17 protein-coding genes are annotated in these 18,084 nt (G+C 49.8%); 10 read left to right on the plus strand and 7 right to left on the minus strand.

The window, feature by feature from the left end:
• Nucleotides 1–298: 298 nt before the first annotated feature.
• Nucleotides 299–1,165 (plus strand): hypothetical protein, encoded by an 867-nt coding sequence (locus tag KME12_09040; protein MBW4487922.1) that lies wholly within the window; start codon nt 299–301, stop codon nt 1,163–1,165.
• Between the two features lie 243 nt (nt 1,166–1,408).
• On the plus strand, nt 1,409–2,080 hold the full coding sequence (locus tag KME12_09045) for a L,D-transpeptidase family protein (GenBank protein ID MBW4487923.1): 672 nt from the start codon (nt 1,409–1,411) through the stop codon (nt 2,078–2,080).
• Nucleotides 2,081–2,103: 23 nt separating this feature from the next.
• On the opposite strand, the gene KME12_09050 is transcribed toward KME12_09045, so the two are convergent.
• From KME12_09050 to KME12_09065, 4 genes are all read right to left on the minus strand, one after another.
• Nucleotides 2,104–2,685 (minus strand): DUF922 domain-containing Zn-dependent protease, encoded by a 582-nt coding sequence (locus KME12_09050; protein ID MBW4487924.1) that lies wholly within the window; start codon nt 2,683–2,685, stop codon nt 2,104–2,106.
• A 241-nt stretch (nt 2,686–2,926) separates the two neighbouring features.
• The gene (locus KME12_09055; GenBank protein ID MBW4487925.1) at nt 2,927–3,178 is read right to left on the minus strand and encodes a hypothetical protein; all 252 of its coding nucleotides are present in this window, start codon (nt 3,176–3,178) and stop codon (nt 2,927–2,929) included.
• 33 nt (nt 3,179–3,211) lie between these two features.
• Nucleotides 3,212–4,702: a Rieske 2Fe-2S domain-containing protein gene (locus KME12_09060; protein MBW4487926.1), complete on the minus strand. Its 1,491-nt coding sequence runs from the start codon at nt 4,700–4,702 to the stop codon at nt 3,212–3,214.
• Between the two features lie 197 nt (nt 4,703–4,899).
• Nucleotides 4,900–5,766: an MBL fold metallo-hydrolase gene (locus KME12_09065; GenBank protein ID MBW4487927.1), complete on the minus strand. Its 867-nt coding sequence runs from the start codon at nt 5,764–5,766 to the stop codon at nt 4,900–4,902.
• Nucleotides 5,767–6,237: 471 nt separating this feature from the next.
• Here KME12_09065 and hflX point away from each other — a divergent pair, with 471 nt between their 5' ends.
• From hflX to KME12_09085, 4 genes are all read left to right on the plus strand, one after another.
• Nucleotides 6,238–7,974 (plus strand): GTPase HflX, encoded by a 1,737-nt coding sequence (gene hflX / locus KME12_09070; protein ID MBW4487928.1) that lies wholly within the window; start codon nt 6,238–6,240, stop codon nt 7,972–7,974.
• A gap of 533 nt (nt 7,975–8,507) precedes the next feature.
• Nucleotides 8,508–9,344: a cyanophycinase gene (locus KME12_09075; GenBank protein MBW4487929.1), complete on the plus strand. Its 837-nt coding sequence runs from the start codon at nt 8,508–8,510 to the stop codon at nt 9,342–9,344.
• A gap of 117 nt (nt 9,345–9,461) precedes the next feature.
• Complete coding sequence (locus KME12_09080; protein MBW4487930.1) at nt 9,462–9,683, plus strand: DUF4327 family protein; 222 nt, start codon at nt 9,462–9,464, stop codon at nt 9,681–9,683.
• 338 nt (nt 9,684–10,021) lie between these two features.
• The gene (locus tag KME12_09085; protein ID MBW4487931.1) at nt 10,022–10,264 is read left to right on the plus strand and encodes a Calvin cycle protein CP12; all 243 of its coding nucleotides are present in this window, start codon (nt 10,022–10,024) and stop codon (nt 10,262–10,264) included.
• Here the strand turns inward: KME12_09085 and KME12_09090 are convergent.
• Genes KME12_09090 through KME12_09100 form a run of 3 tightly spaced genes read right to left on the minus strand, consistent with a single transcriptional unit; the run spans nt 10,261 to nt 13,845 of the window.
• Nucleotides 10,261–10,923 carry an ABC transporter ATP-binding protein gene (locus tag KME12_09090; protein MBW4487932.1) on the minus strand — a complete coding sequence of 221 codons (663 nt, stop codon included), beginning with the start codon at nt 10,921–10,923 and terminating at the stop codon, nt 10,261–10,263. The two genes, KME12_09085 and KME12_09090, sit on opposite strands and share 4 nt — an antisense overlap.
• 12 nt (nt 10,924–10,935) lie before the next feature.
• Complete coding sequence (locus KME12_09095) at nt 10,936–12,201, minus strand: ABC transporter permease (protein ID MBW4487933.1); 1,266 nt, start codon at nt 12,199–12,201, stop codon at nt 10,936–10,938.
• 60 nt (nt 12,202–12,261) lie between these two features.
• A complete protein-coding gene (locus tag KME12_09100; GenBank protein MBW4487934.1) occupies nt 12,262–13,845 on the minus strand; it encodes an efflux RND transporter periplasmic adaptor subunit in 1,584 nt (527 codons plus the stop codon).
• Nucleotides 13,846–14,410: 565 nt separating this feature from the next.
• Here KME12_09100 and KME12_09105 point away from each other — a divergent pair.
• The 4 genes from KME12_09105 to KME12_09120 all read left to right on the plus strand — a co-directional run bounded on the left by KME12_09105 (nt 14,411) and on the right by KME12_09120 (nt 18,080).
• Complete coding sequence (locus KME12_09105) at nt 14,411–14,812, plus strand: pentapeptide repeat-containing protein (GenBank protein MBW4487935.1); 402 nt, start codon at nt 14,411–14,413, stop codon at nt 14,810–14,812.
• Nucleotides 14,813–14,915: 103 nt separating this feature from the next.
• Nucleotides 14,916–15,746, plus strand: a complete 831-nt coding sequence (locus KME12_09110; protein ID MBW4487936.1) for a hypothetical protein — start codon at nt 14,916–14,918, stop codon at nt 15,744–15,746.
• Nucleotides 15,747–15,790: 44 nt separating this feature from the next.
• Entirely contained in the window at nt 15,791–16,855 is a 1,065-nt protein-coding gene (gene mtnA / locus KME12_09115) for an S-methyl-5-thioribose-1-phosphate isomerase (GenBank protein MBW4487937.1), read from the plus strand.
• A gap of 244 nt (nt 16,856–17,099) precedes the next feature.
• Entirely contained in the window at nt 17,100–18,080 is a 981-nt protein-coding gene (locus tag KME12_09120; protein ID MBW4487938.1) for an aldo/keto reductase, read from the plus strand.
• The last annotated feature ends 4 nt before the right edge of the window (nt 18,081–18,084 follow it).

Consider the following 18,084-nt stretch of genomic DNA (forward strand, 5'->3'; position numbering starts at 1 on the left):
GCGATCGCTACATACCCCTATAGCGGAAGTTGGCGTTGTTGATCCCTACTACGCTTCATAGTGTTAGCACAAGCAATGTTAAATCATAGCCAAGCCTGGAGCATGGCTCAAGCTCAAAAAGCCTATCTACTCAAATGCTTCCCATACCCTTCCCAAACCTAAATGTGTCTTTGGCTTGAAGCATTTTTATTAGCTATTTCGTGAAACAGAACTGTTGTTTGTAGGACTGGGCTATGGGTGTGGTGAATGTTTGAGTGAATGCTTGATGTGCAAAAAATACAACTTTAAGGAGATAGTGATGAAGCCGAATCATAATCAACGTAACAAGCTGACCGGGATTATCGGACTCTTCAGTGCAACTGCTTTCATGAGTGTCTCAGCCCTAATGCTGGTAGCCCAAAAGGGTTTAACCTTACATGATCAGAGCAGTCAATCTAATCAGGTGCTAGCCCAAAGTACAACGGGCGGTGGTACGACAGGTGGTACAACGGGCGGTGCTACTGGCACAACGGGCGGCACAACGGGCGGCACAACTGGTGGTACTGGTAGCTATGGCACTGGTGGTGCTGGTGGTACCACTGGTGGCACAACAGGGGGCACAACGGGTGGCACAACTGGTGGTTATGGCACTGGTGGCGCTACTGGTACGACGGGCGGCACAACGGGCGGTTATGGCACTGGTGGCGCTGGTGGTACTGGTGGTACAACGGGCGGAACCACAGGTGGCACAACTGGTGGCTATGGTACTGGCGGTACAACTGGTGGCACAACGGGTGGCTATGGCACTGGTGGTGGCGCTGGTGGTACGACGGGCGGTACAACTGGTGGTACAACAGGTGGCGCTGGTGGCACAACGGGCGGTACAACAGGTGGCGCTGGTGGCACGACTGGTGGTACAACAGGTGGCACGACGGGTGACTATGGCACTGGCGGTGGTGCTGGCGGAACCACAGGTGGCACGACGGGTGACTATGGCACTGGCGGCGGCGCTGGCGGTACAACGGGCGGAACCACAGGTGGCACGACGGGTGACTATGGCACTGGCGGTGGTGCTGGCGGTGGTGCTGGCGGTACGACCACGGACTATGGGACAGATGGTGGCGCTGGTGGCGGTGCTGGTGGTGGTGCTGGTGGTGCAACAGAAGGAGTCAGAGCTCTCTGGTAAGCTGCTAACTGTATAGAGAGTGGAAACCCTATTACTCTGAGCCTTTAGATTGATGTGAGTATTGCCTGCTGTTATGTAGTGTAAGGTTGCGAAACGCGATCGCTGATCGCTTCTCCTAATTCTGAATTACATACCTGCATAGCAGTAGGCTCTCATTTCCTCTTCTAGCCTTATAAGGATTTCCTAACTTTGAGCTATGTAGGAAATGATGGGTAGCACTCTTTAAGTAGTTGATCGAAACTGATGATCAAGCAGGCATTAACGCTGGTTAGTTTATTTTGGGCTTGTGGGCTGTATCTCAGTACGCAGACGCCATTAGTTTCTGAACCCAATATTCTTCCGGCTGATCCTGCTCCGAGTACAACTCCTCAACCGACACCAGCACCGCTTCAAGCACGAGTAGCACTCCAAGCCTCAGATGATTTAGACACAGGCGATTTAGACAGTGAGGCTTCTAATGTTGGGTCTTTATCTACTCAAACTGCAACTCCAACAGCTCAGGTTGCAATTGGCTCCATAGATCAGCCGCTACGCCTAGAGATTCAGCGGAGTCGCCGACGAGTGACCCTTTATCAAGGCAAAACACCAATCAAGACTTATCCTATTGCCGTGGGTCGTCAAGGTTGGGAGACGCCTATTGGTCAGTTTAAAGTAATTCGTAAGCTCAGAAATCCTACCTGGATTAATCCGTTAACAGATGAGTCAATTTCAGGAAACGATCCTGAGAATCCTCTAGGAGGCTATTGGATTGGTTTCTGGACAGATGGAAGAAATTGGATTGGCTTCCACGCCACGCCTAATCCTGAATCTGTGGGTCAGCCTGTCTCGCATGGTTGCATCCGCATGCACAAAAAGGATATTCAGGAATTTTTTAATCAAGTTCAACCGGGAACACCTGTGATCGTCAAGGGATAAGAACTTAGCAAAATTCTATAGCGCTAAGTTGAACTGGGCGGAAAAACGGCTCCCTGTGTAAATCCATGTCCGGTGTTTCGATCGTACTCCACATCCCTTTGGTTATAGTGCTGAATGACTTTGCGAGCAGTGGTGTTAGCGGCTGCTTCTAACGCTCGGCAAGAAGGATAAGCTGGTAAATTGCTGAGGGTACGGAGAACCTCCTGCCCTGCGGCAATGCCATGATCTTTATGTCCATCTTCATGCAGTTGCAATGCTGCCGAATAATGGCTCCATTGATTCATCAGCGATCGCGAAGCCTTAGATGCAGTCTGCCACTTCGGCAATGTGAAAGTGATATCGACGTGGCTGCTGACATGACTCATTGAGCAACTAATCCCCGTCCTGACATAGCGATAAGACCAGCGCACATACCAATCTGTGTTGGCATCATAGTGCTGCCCTCCCTGAGTCACTGGGCTGAGATGGGCAATGTCCGAGCGTAGATGCTGGACTGTGGAACCTGTGACGGGGTAGTAGCGATGTTGAATTTTTACAGTGGGTTGGAGACTAGATGGCTGTACCGGGTAAATGGGTTGGGAGTCAACCGAGGAAACCGCAACCACTGACTCATTAAGCGCCACTGTCGAGTTGGCTGTATCAACTACATCCGCAACTTTAGGGTTGGAAACTGATTTGCTCGGTTGAGTTAATGGAAGGATAGAGGTGTTAGCAGGTGGGAGCGAGCATCCAACTAGCAGAGGGAGTAAGGCACAAGTAAAAGCTCTAAGTGTTAACACGGGAAGATTAAACCTTGAAGTAGTTATCCAAACTCAAGGTTTCCCACCTAAGTAGCTGTTTTCTCGCTTAGGTCATGATTGGCACTGTATAGAATTGTACTTTTAAGCGATCGCTGGTTAAGTATACAGCGATCGCTTCTGTAAACCGCCGCTCCATCCGTAGGGTTTCTCCCAACCACAGACGAGGCAAAGTTTCTGTTGCAGCAACCTCAGCTGAGATTACCGGAGGGCAAGCCATGAGCAGCGGCAACTTTACCAACGCCGAAGTAGAGGAACTTGCGCCTTGGCTAGGGTTATCCCTAGAGCCAACAGCGTCCAAGTGTAAGTAGCCAGCTTATTTCCATTGCTCAGCTCACTTTTTATCCTGCCGCTTTTTCTCCGGTAAGTTGCGGAGCGGAGTTTCTCGTCCTCGGTAAAACTGCTGCTCTAGCCGACCCAACCCCAGCCATGCGGCTCCACTTGCTAAACTCGCGATCGCAACTCCTACGACTCCCACCTCAGCCGCGTTTCCCAAGGAAACTGCCAGTAAGGGGGCAAGGGTCCAAGCGATCGCTGCCAAGATCAGACAAGCTAACCTAATTCGCTGTAATCGAGTTAGGGCGGCGCTGCAACTAGCGCACTTAATGGTGTGAGAATAATAGCGATCGAGCAGTTGCTCTTTAGGTAACGCAGGGGGCAATGTTGCGCCTGGAAAAGGATCGGCGCTGTAGCGGTTTACCCATTGCCGCAGAGCCGAGACAAAGCGATCGGCTCTTGTAGGTAAATAAAATGCCTTAGCAAAGTTAGCGCTTCCGCCTGCCTGCTCTAGATAACGTTCTTGGTGGTGCAGAAAAACTTGGTCGTCTTCTAGCACGTTGTTTTGCCCCAGGTGAGAATACCAACGGGGGGTCAGGCGAATGAAGAAGCTGGGCAACTTGGAGGAGAACTTAAACGGAAACCGCGCAAACAGCCGACATTCTCCTTTGCGAATTGGAGTGGCGTAAACCACAGTCAGCGTTCTGCCAAATTGCTTGGAAGTCAGATCGTGCCACATCAATCCTGGGGCAATGAATGTGGTGTCTTGACGGCCTAAGGTGCCTTTACGGGGGCCTTCTTCCCAAAGCCCTTGGAAGCCTTGTTTGCCAGACTCTACAATCTCTAGGTCTACAGTGGAGGCGTTAGCGCGATTGCCTACAGAGCGATGGTGAGTATAAGGCACATGGCTAGCATCGAGTACATTTTCTAGCAGGGTTAGTGCGTCGTAGGGTAAGTCCCGAAAGGTATTGAGGCAAACCCAGCCATCTGAGGTTTCTATGGGTTCTACAATGGGCACTGAGGTTTTGGCGGCGTTCTCTGGGTTGCCAGGATAAACAAACAATAATCCCTGGCGCACTGTAGCTGGAAATGCGGTTACACAAGCACGCTGCGAAGTTTCTGCTGTGCCGCTCGCTGCTTGTTGCGGAATGCGATCGCATTCACCCGTTCCAGAGAAAGCCCAGCCATGATAGGGGCACTCTAGCAAGCCATCCTCAGCAATTCTGCCTTCAGAAAGGGGTGCTAAACGATGGGGACATTTATCTTCTAAAACTCGCCAAGCTTCCGTCGATTGCTCCCACCAAATGACTAGATCGGTTTCCAGCAAAGTAAATCGAGCGGGCTTGGTCTGATCCAAGTCTTCTACATAGAACACCGGATACCAAGCTTCTTTGGTGTCAAACCGCGATGGATCAGCGCCTCCTGGAGAGAGTTCGTCAACTTCACGATCCCGCTGCTCTAGCTCTTTGCCTTCCAGCTTCCCAGGGCTACTGCCTGCTAATTCTGGATTTGCGATCGCCTGCGTTTGAGCCAAAGACGCATCTGGCATCACTCTTGGGGTTGTCTCCATATCTTTCTTCGCATTCCCTAGCACTTAACTCTAATGTTAAGAACTTTTGAGTACTATTGGGGCAACGGGTTGGCAGATAGAATAAACCTAACCCCCAGCCCCTTCCCTACTAGGGAAGGGGAGAAATATTCAAAGCCCCTCGCCGCGTCGGAGAGGGGTTTGGGGAGAGGTCTGGATCAACCTGGTGAACGGCTAGAAGGCACTTGGAATTGATAAGTATCACCGTGGCTGAGATATTCGATTTGGGTGTCTAGTCCTGCGGCAGCGATCGCCTGCTGGAATTCTTCTAAGGGAGATTTGAACACAGTGTAGTCGTTGTAGTGGATGGGGATGGCAGTCCGGGGTGCAACCAATCGCACCATTTCTACGCCTTGCTTACCATCCATTGTCAGTAACACACCAAATGCTTTGGTGCCACCTAAATGCAGCAATGCCAAATCAATTTGGGGATGACGTTTTGGAATTTCTTTGATTTCCTCATAAACCAACGTGTCACCCGTAATATAGAGGCGAAACAGAGACTCTCCAGCGCTATTTTGGAACTCTAATAAGCTACCCATCACCGGAGGCAGTAAAGCAGCTAAAGCTCCAGGCCCATGTCTTCCGGGCATGGCACTGATGCGGAGCTGCATCCCTCCTTTCTTAATAGTTATGGTTTCCCAAGTGTCTAAAGCGTAGGCCGCTTGGAATCCCTTTTTATGCAACTTTTCAGTCGCATGTTGGGTCGTGACAATGGGAACAGTTTTGTTTAACTTTTGCTCGGCAATGCGATCGAAGTGGTCTTCGTGCATGTGGGAGAGCACGACGAGATCGAGGGGGGGTAACTCCTCAATCTCAATCGCGGGATTTGTGACTCGTGCGGAACGCAGTCCATATCCTAAATGAACATGATCACCTTGATGCAAAAAGTTAGGATCGGTCAGGATAGTGAACCCAGCGTACCGGAGAATGACAGTCGCAGTGCCAACAAAGAAAATGGAACCACTTGCAATATCAGGACTGTGGTTTTCAGCTGGCAAAACTAAGGTACTTGAGTCAGTCATACATCCCCTGAAAGATAACCCCATACCTCCAGTCGGCCAACTGGGAGTGCATCAAGGCTGTTGATTTAACGGCAACGGAGCTTAGCGGTAGCGGAGACGAGAAAACTTGGCACTTAGAGATTAGTTGATTAATCAAACCTCTAAGGATGATTGCAGTTAGATGTATCTGTAAAATAGGATATTCTACTTATTCAGCAGATTAGAAGCGATCGCGAACATTCACGTCTACCCAAGGGGCCGTTGTGCTTATGTCTAAAGGACTGTCAGATAACTAAACTAGTATGTAGTCAAAATTACAAAACGAGTTTATTATTTCGTCAACATCGCTTTAGCAAGTCACTGTATGGCTCTACACATAACTCTAGAATGTCCAGTTAACCCTCCAGTTAACCCTCCAGAGAGATTCAGTCCGAGTCAAAGCAGACTAAACATAGATCAGCGAATTCAGAAACCAGCTTTCTGGTTAGACCTATCGAAACGATTTACGGTAATACCCAAGGCATCAAATCCAGCCAACTCAAACAGTTGCAACGCTTGTACGAACAGCGGCAACCGAGCGATCGTTTTTGTACGCCAGAGCTAGCTCAAGAGTTGGCGGCTATCAGTACCGCGATTCATCACCCTGTCTGTATCTACCTAAACCGACGAGGGCAGGTGATGCGAGTGGCAGTGGGTACGCCAGCCCAAACCCAACTGTCAGATCAAGAGCTACCTCGACACAGTGCCGAACGCTTGAGCGGAGTTCGTTGTTTGGCAACCCAGCTTAAAGCAGACCCTCCGGACGGCTCTAGCCTAACGGCGGCAACTCGGCAGCGTTTGGATGCTCTAATCATCCTAATTTGTTCTCCTAGGGATTCCAAGCCGAAAGGTACGGGAGTAAAAAACGGAACTTCCAGCGAAATTCAATCTACTTATTTAGTACATCTCGTTCCTGATCTCAATCAACCTTGGGAGATTTCGTCTGCCCTTCCCCTCGAAGAATTGACCGAGGAGGACTTTGGCGATTTGGTTGATGACTGGGAAAAAGAGTTTCATGCCGCTGGATATGGAGCTTTCCAGTTTGAAGAAAAGGGAGATGACCAAGATAAAATCTTGCTTGTGGGGTTGATGACTGAGGATCTATCGCCTCAACGCTTTCAAGATGGCTTAGAAGAACTCGTTCGTCTAGCTGAGAGTGCTGGGGGAACCGTTCTGGAAACTATGATTCAGAAGCGATCGCAACCTCATCCTCAGACAGTTGTGGGGCAGGGGAAAGTAGATGAAATTGCCCAGCAAGCTCAAGCGATCGGCGCAAACTTAGTGGTATTCGATCGCGATATTTCGGCTTCCCAGATTCGGAATTTGGAAACCCAAATGAACCTGCGAGTGGTTGACCGTACCGAATTAATTCTGGATATCTTTGCCCAACGCGCTCAGTCCCAAGCAGGCAAATTACAAGTTGAACTTGCCCAGTTGGAATATATGTTGCCGCGACTACGGGGCCGAGGACAGGCGATGTCCAGGTTGGGGGGTGGTATTGGCACTAGAGGTCCAGGGGAAACCAAGCTAGAAACAGAGCGTCGGACGATTCAGCGGCGGATTAATCAACTGCAACAGGAAGTAAACCAGTTGCAAGCCCACCGTTCTCGCCTGCGTCAACAGCGCCAACATAACGAAATTCCCACGGTTGCCTTGGCAGGCTACACTAATGCAGGCAAGTCAACTCTGCTCAACATCTTAACTCACGCGGAAGTTTATACTGCCGATCAGTTGTTTGCCACCCTCGACCCCACCACGCGGCGGCTGACGATCACCGATCCAGAGACGCAATCTCAGCGATCGCTCCTCCTTACGGACACGGTCGGTTTTATCCATGAGCTACCACCACCCCTGATGGATGCTTTCCGGGCCACCTTGGAAGAGGTAACAGAAGCCGATGCAGTGCTGCATGTGGTAGATCTTTCCCATCCCGCTTGGGAAAGCCATATTCAGTCAGTCCAAGCGGTCTTGGCAGATCTTCCGACCATTTCTGGTCCCACTCTGCTGGTGTTTAACAAAGTAGATCAAGTGGAAAGTGGGGCTCTAGCTGCTGCTCAACAAACTTATTCAGACGCTGTCTTTATCTCGGCTACTAAAGGGCTGGGTTTGGAAACTCTAAAGCAGCGCTTACTGCATATTGCCACGGCTGCTGTGAATGTCAAGGTGGCTAAGGAGTTTAGCCCAAGCTAGGCCTGTAGCTGAGAGCAACATATTGCACAGCTCCTTTAGTTCCAATAAGATATCTACCCTATCTTCTGGAAACATTGAGATCACAAATGTAGAGACGATCCGTGCGGTTGCTCTCGACTCTTAAACAGGCCGAAAGATCGCTTCTACCGTTCTACTTATTCTGCAACTGGGGAACACCCATTTTTGTATACCTTAATACAGACTCGTTTAATTGCAAATCCTGACATAGGGCAGACGTGGACTTGAAAGTTAGTCTGTACTCTAATTATTACGGTCTTAACAGCCAAGCAAAACTTGCCAAATCTTTTATTCACACTGGGTTACTAAGCCTGACGATAGTCGCTTACGCTTCATCACTCTCCATCATTCAATAACTTCTCTCTTCGAGCTGTTTTTGTTATGAGTTGCGGAAACAGGTTGAAGAACTTTGCGATCGCCTTATCCCAAGTTTTGCCAGCATTAGCCATTTTCAATGCAGTTTTTAATGTTAGACGGAATCAACCCAAATGGTCATTAACATCAATCAAGCACAGATGGGGAGCCATTCCCCTACCATCAACCAAGGTCAGCTTGTCATCATTGGTGGAGCGGAGGATAAACAGGGAGATTGTAAAATTCTGCGCGAATTTGTTCGTCGCGCTGGGGGTCGCCAAGCCAAGATTGTTGTAATGACCGTGGCAACAGAGCTACCAAAAGAAGTGGGAGATAACTACATCCAGGTTTTTGAACGCCTAGGTGTAGAGCAGGTGCGTGTAGTAGATACAGACAGTCGCGAGGAGGCTGAAGCGCCTGAAGCTCTAGCAACCATTCGAGAATCCACTGGGGTCTTTTTTACAGGTGGAAAACAGGATCGGATTACCAAATACATCAAGGGCACAAAACTAGACCAGCTTCTACACCAGCTCTACGCTCAAGGGTTGATCATTGCTGGCACCAGTGCAGGAGCGAGCATGATGTCCGATGCCATGATCGTGGAAGGGGAAGCTGAAACTCACCCCCGAATTGAAATTGTAGAGACGGATGATGGGCTTAGCTTTATGCCTGAAGCCATCATTGATCAGCATTTTGCCCAAAGAGGACGGCTTGGACGGCTACTGTCGGCTGTAGCTGAGCAACCTGACCTGTTAGGCATCGGTATTGATGAAAACACCGCGATCGTCGTCAGTGGTGGGCAGATGACCGTGATTGGTGAGGGTGCTGTGACGATTGTGGACTTGCAAGACTTGATCTACTCGAATTTACATAATCTGCTCAAAGATGAAGGTCTAGCGCTTTGTGGGGTTAAGTTACATATTCTTCCTGATGGATATAGCTTTGACATAAACTCGCGATCGGCTGTTGTAGAAGCCAATTTCCCCAAAGCAGCTTAAATCATTAGGTTTGCTTGATTGAATGTTTGCTTGATTGAATCTGAGGGGCAGGCTGAGCATGGTTCTGCCCTCGAAAAATATCAGAAATTATCAATTGCTTACAGTTAGAAGGCCACAATGAATCGCTTTATTCATGCCTCTATTGAAGCCATTCAAGATGAAGCCCGGTGTTTAGTTGAGCAGGGAGTGATTAGCCGTCACCAACTTATTTATGTACTGTTTCGTTATTTTCCGGTTCGAGAGTGGATGGAGGTTGAGCAGGAGCTAGAAGCCAATGATTTTCTTCTGCGAGATCCCATTGGTGACTTGATTAGTCATGACCAATGGACGAATGATTAATCCTTCACCTCAGCCTCTTGCTGATCAATCCTTACTTAGATTTTGCACCTGTGCCACGATTAAATTACAGCAGTTCTCGCCCCCCTAGCCCCCAAATTTGGGGGGAACCTGCTCAAAGTCCCCCAGAATTGGGGGATTTAGGGGGCTTAGAGAATTTACAAGCGTGGTGCATTCATTTGAAAACGGCTGTAGGAGGAAAACTCCCCTAGGACGATTACGGTTTCTTCACCTGTCAATCTCACTGGGGTTGTCTAGAGTAAAAGGGTTGGTTGCACTCGTAACGCTTCGCAACTAATAGCTCACTCTACACCAGGGCTCTCAAAGAGCTTCAGTTGATCATGATGAATACATTAGAAGTTTCTCCCTCCCTAGAACAAGCCATCCAAGACGCGATCGCCCAAGCCTGGACTGCTTGCGAGTCGAATGGTGAGGTTTCTGCCAATTGTGCAGTTGCTTGGGACATTGTGGAAGAACTCCAAGCTGAGCGGGCTCACCGCCAAGTGAAATCCAGCAAAAATTCTTTAGAAGTCTACTGTGACCAGAACCCAGATGCCGCTGAGTGTCGGATTTACGACGTTTAATTCACCACTAAACCATCTCTGACCTGGATGGTGCGTCGGGTTTGTGCGGCCACATCCGGTTCGTGAGTCACAATAACAATCGTGATGCCTTGCTCATTGAGATCCGTGAGCAAGGCCATTACTTCTTGTGAGGTTTGAGTGTCTAACGCTCCAGTCGGTTCATCAGCGAGTACCAAGGCAGGACGGTTGACTAAAGCCCGTGCGATCGCGACTCGTTGCTGTTGACCGCCCGACAGTTGGCTAGGGCGATTAGAGAGCCTTTCTGCTAGACCCACACGGGTTAAAGCTTCTTCCGCTCGCTGTCGTCGTTGCGCTTTCGGAATACCCGCATAGACCATTGGCAACATGACATTTTCTAAGGCGGTGGCGCGGGGCAACAGGTTGAACTGCTGAAACACAAAACCGATGCGCTGATTGCGGATATAAGCTAATTCATCGTTGGTAAAGGTCGTGAGGTTTCTACCTTCCAAAACGTAATAGCCATCAGTGGCGCGATCGAGACAGCCAATAATGTTCATCAGCGTCGATTTGCCAGACCCAGAGATACCCATAATGGCGACATACTCACCTTCTTCGATGTTAAGGTCAATCCCTTTTAGAACTGGGACCTCTACTTCACCCAAACGATAGCTTTTGGTAATCCCTTCCATCCAAATCATGGTGGCCATGTCTTAATCGCTCCGCAACGCTGCGATCGGATCAAGATTGGCAGCATTCCGAGCAGGGATGACTCCGGCAATTAAGCCAACAGTTAGCGCCAAACCTAACCCCGCCCCAATCGACCAGAGGGAGACGACAAAAGGGAACTTAAATAGAGTAGAAGCAGCGAAGGCAAGACCCACCCCAATCGATACGCCGAGGGCACCGCCTAAAAGGGAAACCAAGATCGCTTCGGTGAGAAACTGTTGCAAAACGGCACGACTCGTCGCTCCGATCGCCTTACGAATCCCAATTTCACGGGTTCGCTCCACCACAGAAACTAGCATAATATTCGCGATCCCAATTCCACCCACAACTAGAGAAATACCCGCGATCGCCCCTACCAATACCGTGAACAGCCCCACCACACTGCTGAACGTATTGATGATGTCGATTTGGCTGCTAATACGAAAATCATCGGGTGCGGGAGGATAGATGTTGTGGCGCACTCGCAGTAAATTTGTCACCTGAAACTGAGCCGCTTCTAGTTGCGCTTGGTCTAAAGCTTTCAACCAAAAGCCATTAATTGCCGTGCCATTGATAGCGTTGTTGCCGACAATCCGAGAAGACATATTTGTCAGCGGAATATAGACTCGATCATCTTGATCTTGCCCTCCTACAGAGCCTTTAGATTCCATCACTCCAACAATGCGGTAGCGTCCATTCTGAATGCGGAGACTTCTACCAACAGCAAGCTCGGCAGGTGCAAAGAAAGTATCCCGAACAGTGCTACCAATGACCACAACAGGCTCGGCATTATCTAGATCTGCTTGAGTAAAAAACTGTCCTTCCTGCGGATAAATCTCCTTGACTTCTGGATAAGCGAGGTCAACGCCTAGGATACTGGTAGAGGTGTTTTGCTCTCCGTATACCACTTGCCCAGAGCGTTGCAGATAGGCGGTGACACTCTCTGCGGCAGGAACCTGTTGGGCGATCGCTTGGGCATCCTGCCAAGTCAGGGTCGTGGCTGAACCAAATCCTTGGCTGATACCACCCGAACGCGCCGCCCCTGCTAAGACCAACATGACATTGGTGCCCAGAGATTGAATCTGTTGCTCTGTTGCCTTCTGGACTCCTTGCCCCACAGAGGTCACCGTGATCACAGAAGCAATGCCAATCACCACTCCCAGCATTGTCAGGCTAGTGCGCAGGCGATTACTCCACAAAGCCTCTACAGCCATTGTCACGACTTCTAGCAGAGAAACCTGAGTAGGCCGAATTTTACCCAACTGCACCATCTCCTAATCTGCCTGCGCTTTTCCAACTCCCTGTCTCTGGGCTTGCTTGAGTGCTCCTCCTCATCCTCCACCTCTTCTACCGCCACTGCCAGAACCGCTGCCAGAACCGCCATTGCTAGAACCGCCACTACCAGAACCGCCACTAGAAGCACCAGAGCCTCCCGGTCTTTGTCGTCCCGCCCCTGGCATAAAGGAAGGCGTTCTAGAAGGTGGGCGCTCTCCTTCAGGGAAGCTCAGCATCACCTTATCTCCTGCTTTTAATCCAGAAGTCACCACAGTTTTGTCCTCTACAATGGCACTCGTGGTAATGCGTTGGAATCTGGGTCTGCTATTTTCTCCTTGGCCTGCCAGAAAAACTCCGCTTCCTTGCTCTTGCCGAACCAGCGCTGCCGTTGGAATCACCAAAGCATTGTCGAGAGCACCAACCTGAAACTCCACACTGACATTCATGCCCGACTGCAACAAGTTTTTAGAGTCATCCACAGACATCTTGACTTCAAAATTAGTCACATTTTGTTCAACTGTAGATTGCGTCGCAACTTGAATCACCTTGCCTGTAAAAGATTGATTAGGATAAGCATCCGCTTCAATGGTGACTCCCTGGCCAACTTTGATTTTCGGGACGCTGGTTTCCGCCACCTTGGCAACAACCTGGTTGTTAGAAGCTAGCGCCAAGATGGAAGAAGAAGTAGCCGAAGAAACATCACTGCTGGCAGTGGTTGGAGTCACGAATGAACCAGGATCGGAGAATTTTCGGGTCACAATCCCGCTAAAAGGAGCCCGAATGGTAGCATCGTTAATTTGTGTTTGAGTCGTTTGCAAGGCTCCCTCGGCGCTCATCAATTGGGCGCGAGCTTGGGCAATTTCTTCTGGACGTGCTCCTGATTGCTGGAGATTGAGGGCTTGTTTAGCTTGTTCTACTTGGGCGCGAGCTTGGGCAATTTCTTCTGGGCGCGTACCCGACCGCTGCAAGTTAAGGCCCAGTCTTGCCTGCTCTACCTCAGCCTTCGCACTATCATAAGTGGCGCGAGAGGTATCTAATTCCCGTAAGGAGAGCGCCCCTGCGGTGTAAAGCTGCTGGTTTTGGTTAAGAGTGAGTTGGGCTTGGCGGAGATTGGCTTCGGTGGAGGTCAGTTGAGCCTGAGCTTGAGCCACTTCTTGAGGACGGTTGCCTGCTACCAATCGGTTGAGGTTGGCTTGGGCAGAGGCAACTTGGGCTTGGGCTTGTGCGATTTCTTGGGGGCGATTGCCTGCCAATAGTTGATCAAGATTGGCTTGGGCTGATGCTACTTGAGCTTTAGATTGGGTGAGTTGCCCCTGTAAATTGGAGCTATCCATGTAAGCTAAGACTTGTCCTGCTTCAACGCGATCGCCCTCTTTCACCAGCAGTTCTTTCAAAACCCCGGAGTTCTTGGGGCTGACATTGATCGATCGCTCTGGTTGAACAGTACCATTGGCGGCGATCGTGATCGGCAAACTGATACGCTCTACGGTTGCAGTTTGGACGCGGCGGCTCGCTTCCTGTCGTTGCCCTGTGCTCATGCGGCTGTAAGCAGTGTAGCCTCCACCCGCCAACAAGCCCAGCACCAAAGTTCCAACCAACCAAGTTGGCACCCTAAATCTAAATTTAGCCCAATCTTTCACCCGTTCCACCCCTTCTTAGCCGACTGAACTGCGGCTTTAGAGTCTACTCCTGAGGAGTTTTCTTGATCGTAGAGGAGGATGGGCCTAGTAGATCTAGGAAAAAGGTCACAAAGTGCAACGAAACACTCATGACTTAAGTCATGCAGCTCTGCCAACTATTTTCTAAGGCTCATTCTAAAGCTCAACTGTAGAATTTAAAAATTACAAGCCTCCCATAATAAAGGCTGGGAGGCAGTTTCCTATAAAGTTTGATGCGCTTTGGGATATCGCTTTATTGTTTCTATCTTAGTTCTGCGATCGCCCCATCTCCTTCCCCCATAAGGGTGGAACTGCTGAAATTATTCTCACCCAAAAAACATAAGCTCTAAAACATACTCTCTTGTGCTTTTAAGGAGATAAGTTGTGTTGCTTTAGCTGGCCCTAAGACAGAGTTGATTCACAAAAGCTTTGCTATGTCAAGCATTGGAGTAACTCTAAAAAATTGTAAATGTCACCATACCCTGACCGAAATACGGCGATTTCCTTTTGTAGCCATCCTCACTACATTATCGAGAGGTTACTAACTGTGAATTCACGCTTCTTGGCTATTGTCGCGCTTACTGCTTTGAGCGTTGCCGCCTTCTCCCCGGATGCAAAAGCTGGCCTTGCCGTAAACGGGCTGGCCTTTAACGGAACCCAGTTGAATGGCATCAACCTCAATGGAGTAAGAATGAATGGTATATCGGTAAATGGCAGCAACCTGAATGGAGTGGAAATGAATGGCATATCAGTAAACGGCATATCAGTAAATGGCAGCAACCTCAACGGCAGCAACCTCAATGGTGCTAACTTAAATGGGCGTAATGTGAATGGTCAAGAAAATCAGAACGTGGCAGTGACGTCGTCTCAAGAGACGGGTATGGTCTTGTCGAGTCCTGAGTTCACAGAGATTCAAGTTGAAGAGGGCCGTTTGGTAGGCATTAAGTAAACAAGGCTGCTATCTAAATCACATTGGGATGGAACAAATCTTTCACGGTTCCATCTCGGTGAAGAAGTGAGATTGTTGGAGATTTTTTGAGAAGAAGGACTGCATGCGTATTAAGCCAATATTGCGATCGCTGTTGCTAGTTTTGGTATTTTTGTTCGCTTGGGGCAGCATTGCGATCGCGACACCTACCTCTCATCCCAACGAAAAAGATAAGGTGCCTCTCTCCAAAACAGAGCTTCAAACCACTGAAATGGTAGGGTTTGACGATCAAGGTCGTCAACAAAAGTTTCAAGTGCGGGATGCTGAGGTTGATCCGCTTGACCCAGAACAAAAAACATATCTTTATACCGTTTTTTATCAAGACAACCAGCAGAACTGGCAGAACCTCTGTGAACCAGATGCAAAAGGAGTGGCCAAAGCAGTCGTGCTTCAAGGTTCTTGGGATAGCCGAGGCAATTACCGCCCCAACCAGAAACTCGTGACATTTAGCTGTACCAACGGAGCTTTAGCCAAGTGTATGCGGTTCGGCTACAAACCTTGGCAAAATGTCAAAGGGCGATCGCTGCGAGATTATCATTCTGCTTGTGTGCGGATGGTACGCGCGGATTATTGTGGGGATGGTGTCGCCCATACGAAAGATGGCACTCCAATCAATCTCTACGATCGCCTAGGTATCCAAAAACCGGATACAACACCAGAAATGCGGTTTGAGGCAGCTTGGGGCGTAAATGGAGCACAGTGTATCAACCAAGTCAGGTGGCCAGAGGCACTAGCTTATGTAAAGCGAGTTTGCCCTACCCGATTGGCAACAAGAGGCAATCACTGCACTTCCGCAGAACGCGCCCAACGTCATTTTCCTGATGCGCTGTTATTCAACGACTCAGCAATCCAAGAACCCCGCCGACTCGACAAGCGATCTGGTAACGTTTTATAGTGGCGCGATCGCTTTGTTGACCTTTTTTATCGGCTGAAATATTTATGTTGTCTACCGTTGCTCAGGTATATCCCGTTGTTTGGCAAGAAGACCGAGTCTTGCTAATTGACCAAACCCGTTTGCCTAATGAATATGCCGTTGTGGAAATTAGCCGCTACGAAGACATGGCAAGGGCAATTAAGACCATGATTGTACGGGGGGCTCCGGCGATCGGGGTGGCAGCAGCCTACGGTGTGTACTTAGGGGCACGAGCGATTCAGACCAGCGATCGCGATCAATTTTTGGCTCAACTGGAAACAGTGGCTCAGGAGTTGCGAGAAACTCGCCCTACTGCGGTGAACTTGTTCTGGGCGATCGCGCGGATGCTGAAGACAGCACGGCAGACGATTGGGCCTGTGGAATATCTGAAGGAAACGCTGCTAGAAACGGCGAAGCAAATCAATGCAGATGACATCCAAACCTGTCAGGCGATCGGCGATTATGGCGCGAAAGCGTTACCTGCTAGTTCCGACAAGCTGCGGATTTTGACCCACTGCAATGCAGGAGCCTTAGCAACAGCAGGATATGGTACCGCTCTGGGTGTGGTGCGCTCGGCTTGGCGAGATGGACGGCTAGAGCGAGTGTATGCGGATGAAACTCGGCCTCGCTTACAAGGGGCGAAGCTAACGGCTTGGGAATGTGTCCAAGAAGGTATTCCGGTAACGCTGATTTCAGATGGGATGGCGGCGCACTGCATGAAGCAGGGTCTCATTCACGCGGTTGTAGTTGGGGCCGATCGCATTGCCGCCAATGGAGATGCGGCGAATAAGATTGGTACTTATAGTGTGGCGATCGCAGCGAAAGCCCATAATATTCCTTTCTTTGTGGCTGCTCCCCTATCCACCATTGACTTTTCTTTGTCGGATGGTAGTGGGATTCCGATTGAGGAACGCGATCCGGTGGAAATTTATCAAGTGGGTGACACTCGTATTTGTTCGCCCGGTGTGGAGTTCTACAATCCGGCGTTTGATGTGACACCTGCGGAGTTGATTACGGCGATCGTGACTGAGTTTGGGGCGTTTGCTCCGAGTGAGTTGAAGTCTCAGTTGCACGAAAAACAAGCGGTTTAACTACTATTTCTTAAGAACCGAACCCTTGGGGGCACTCGCCCCCAAACCCCCGCTGAGGGACGGTTGCGTCCCCCAGACCCCCTCCAAAAGGCTATCTGTTGCTCTGCTTTCAAAGCCCTCTCCGCATCGGGGAGGGTTTGGGAGGGGTGATTTTGGGAATTTAAAAAATTTCAGTCCTAAGAAGGATGCTGTTCTTTGCCCAGGTGCTGCAATAGTTGGCAGTTGATGGCATGGGAGATCAAGAATGCAGACTCGACAACTGGGTAGTCAAGGCTTGACGGTTTCTGCGATCGGCTTGGGCTGTATGGGTATGTCTGAGTTCTATGGTGCGGGGGATGAGACGGAGTCGATCGCGACAATTCACCGGGCTTTGGAACTGGGGGTGACATTTTTAGATACAGCGGATATGTATGGGCCGTTTACCAATGAGAAGTTGGTAGGACGGGCGATCGCGGATCGTCGAGATCAGGTAATTCTGGCGACTAAGTTTGGCAATGAACGCAGTGAGGATGGAAAATTCCTTGGTGTGAATGGGCGACCAGAGTATGTACGACAGTGTTGTGATGCATCTCTGCAAAGGCTTGGCGTTGATTATATTGATCTCTACTATCAGCATCGGGTAGATGCCACTGTACCGATTGAAGAAACCATTGGGGCGATGGCAGAGTTGGTGCAGCAAGGCAAGGTACGCTACCTAGGGATGTCGGAGGCGGCACCTGCTACGATTCGGCGGGCGCAAGCGGTGCATCCGATCAGTGCTTTGCAAACAGAGTATTCGCTCTGGAGTCGTGACCCAGAAGATGAAGTTTTACCAACAGTGCGGGAATTAGGGATTGGGTTTGTGGCCTACAGCCCGCTCGGTCGAGGCTTTCTTTCAGGACAGATCAAGAGCCTAGATGACTTGGCTCCAGACGACTATCGACGACATTCACCCCGTCTCCAGGGAGAAAACTTTAACAAAAACCTGCAACTGGTAGAGCGAGTGCAACAGATTGCAGCGGAGAAACAAGTAACCCCGTGTCAGTTGGCTTTGGCTTGGTTGCTGGCTCAAGGTCAAGATATTGTGCCCATTCCAGGAACCAAACGGCGGCAATATTTGGAGGAAAATGCAGCGGCGGTAGGGATCTCCTTAACAGCGGAAGAGGTGGCGCGGATAGATGAAGTGGCTCCGAAAGGATTTGCCGTGGGCGATCGCTATGCTGACATGAGTACAGTTAATCGCTAACTCA

Source organism: Trichocoleus desertorum ATA4-8-CV12, from assembly GCA_019358975.1.
GTDB lineage: Bacteria > Cyanobacteriota > Cyanobacteriia > FACHB-46 > FACHB-46 > Trichocoleus > Trichocoleus desertorum_A.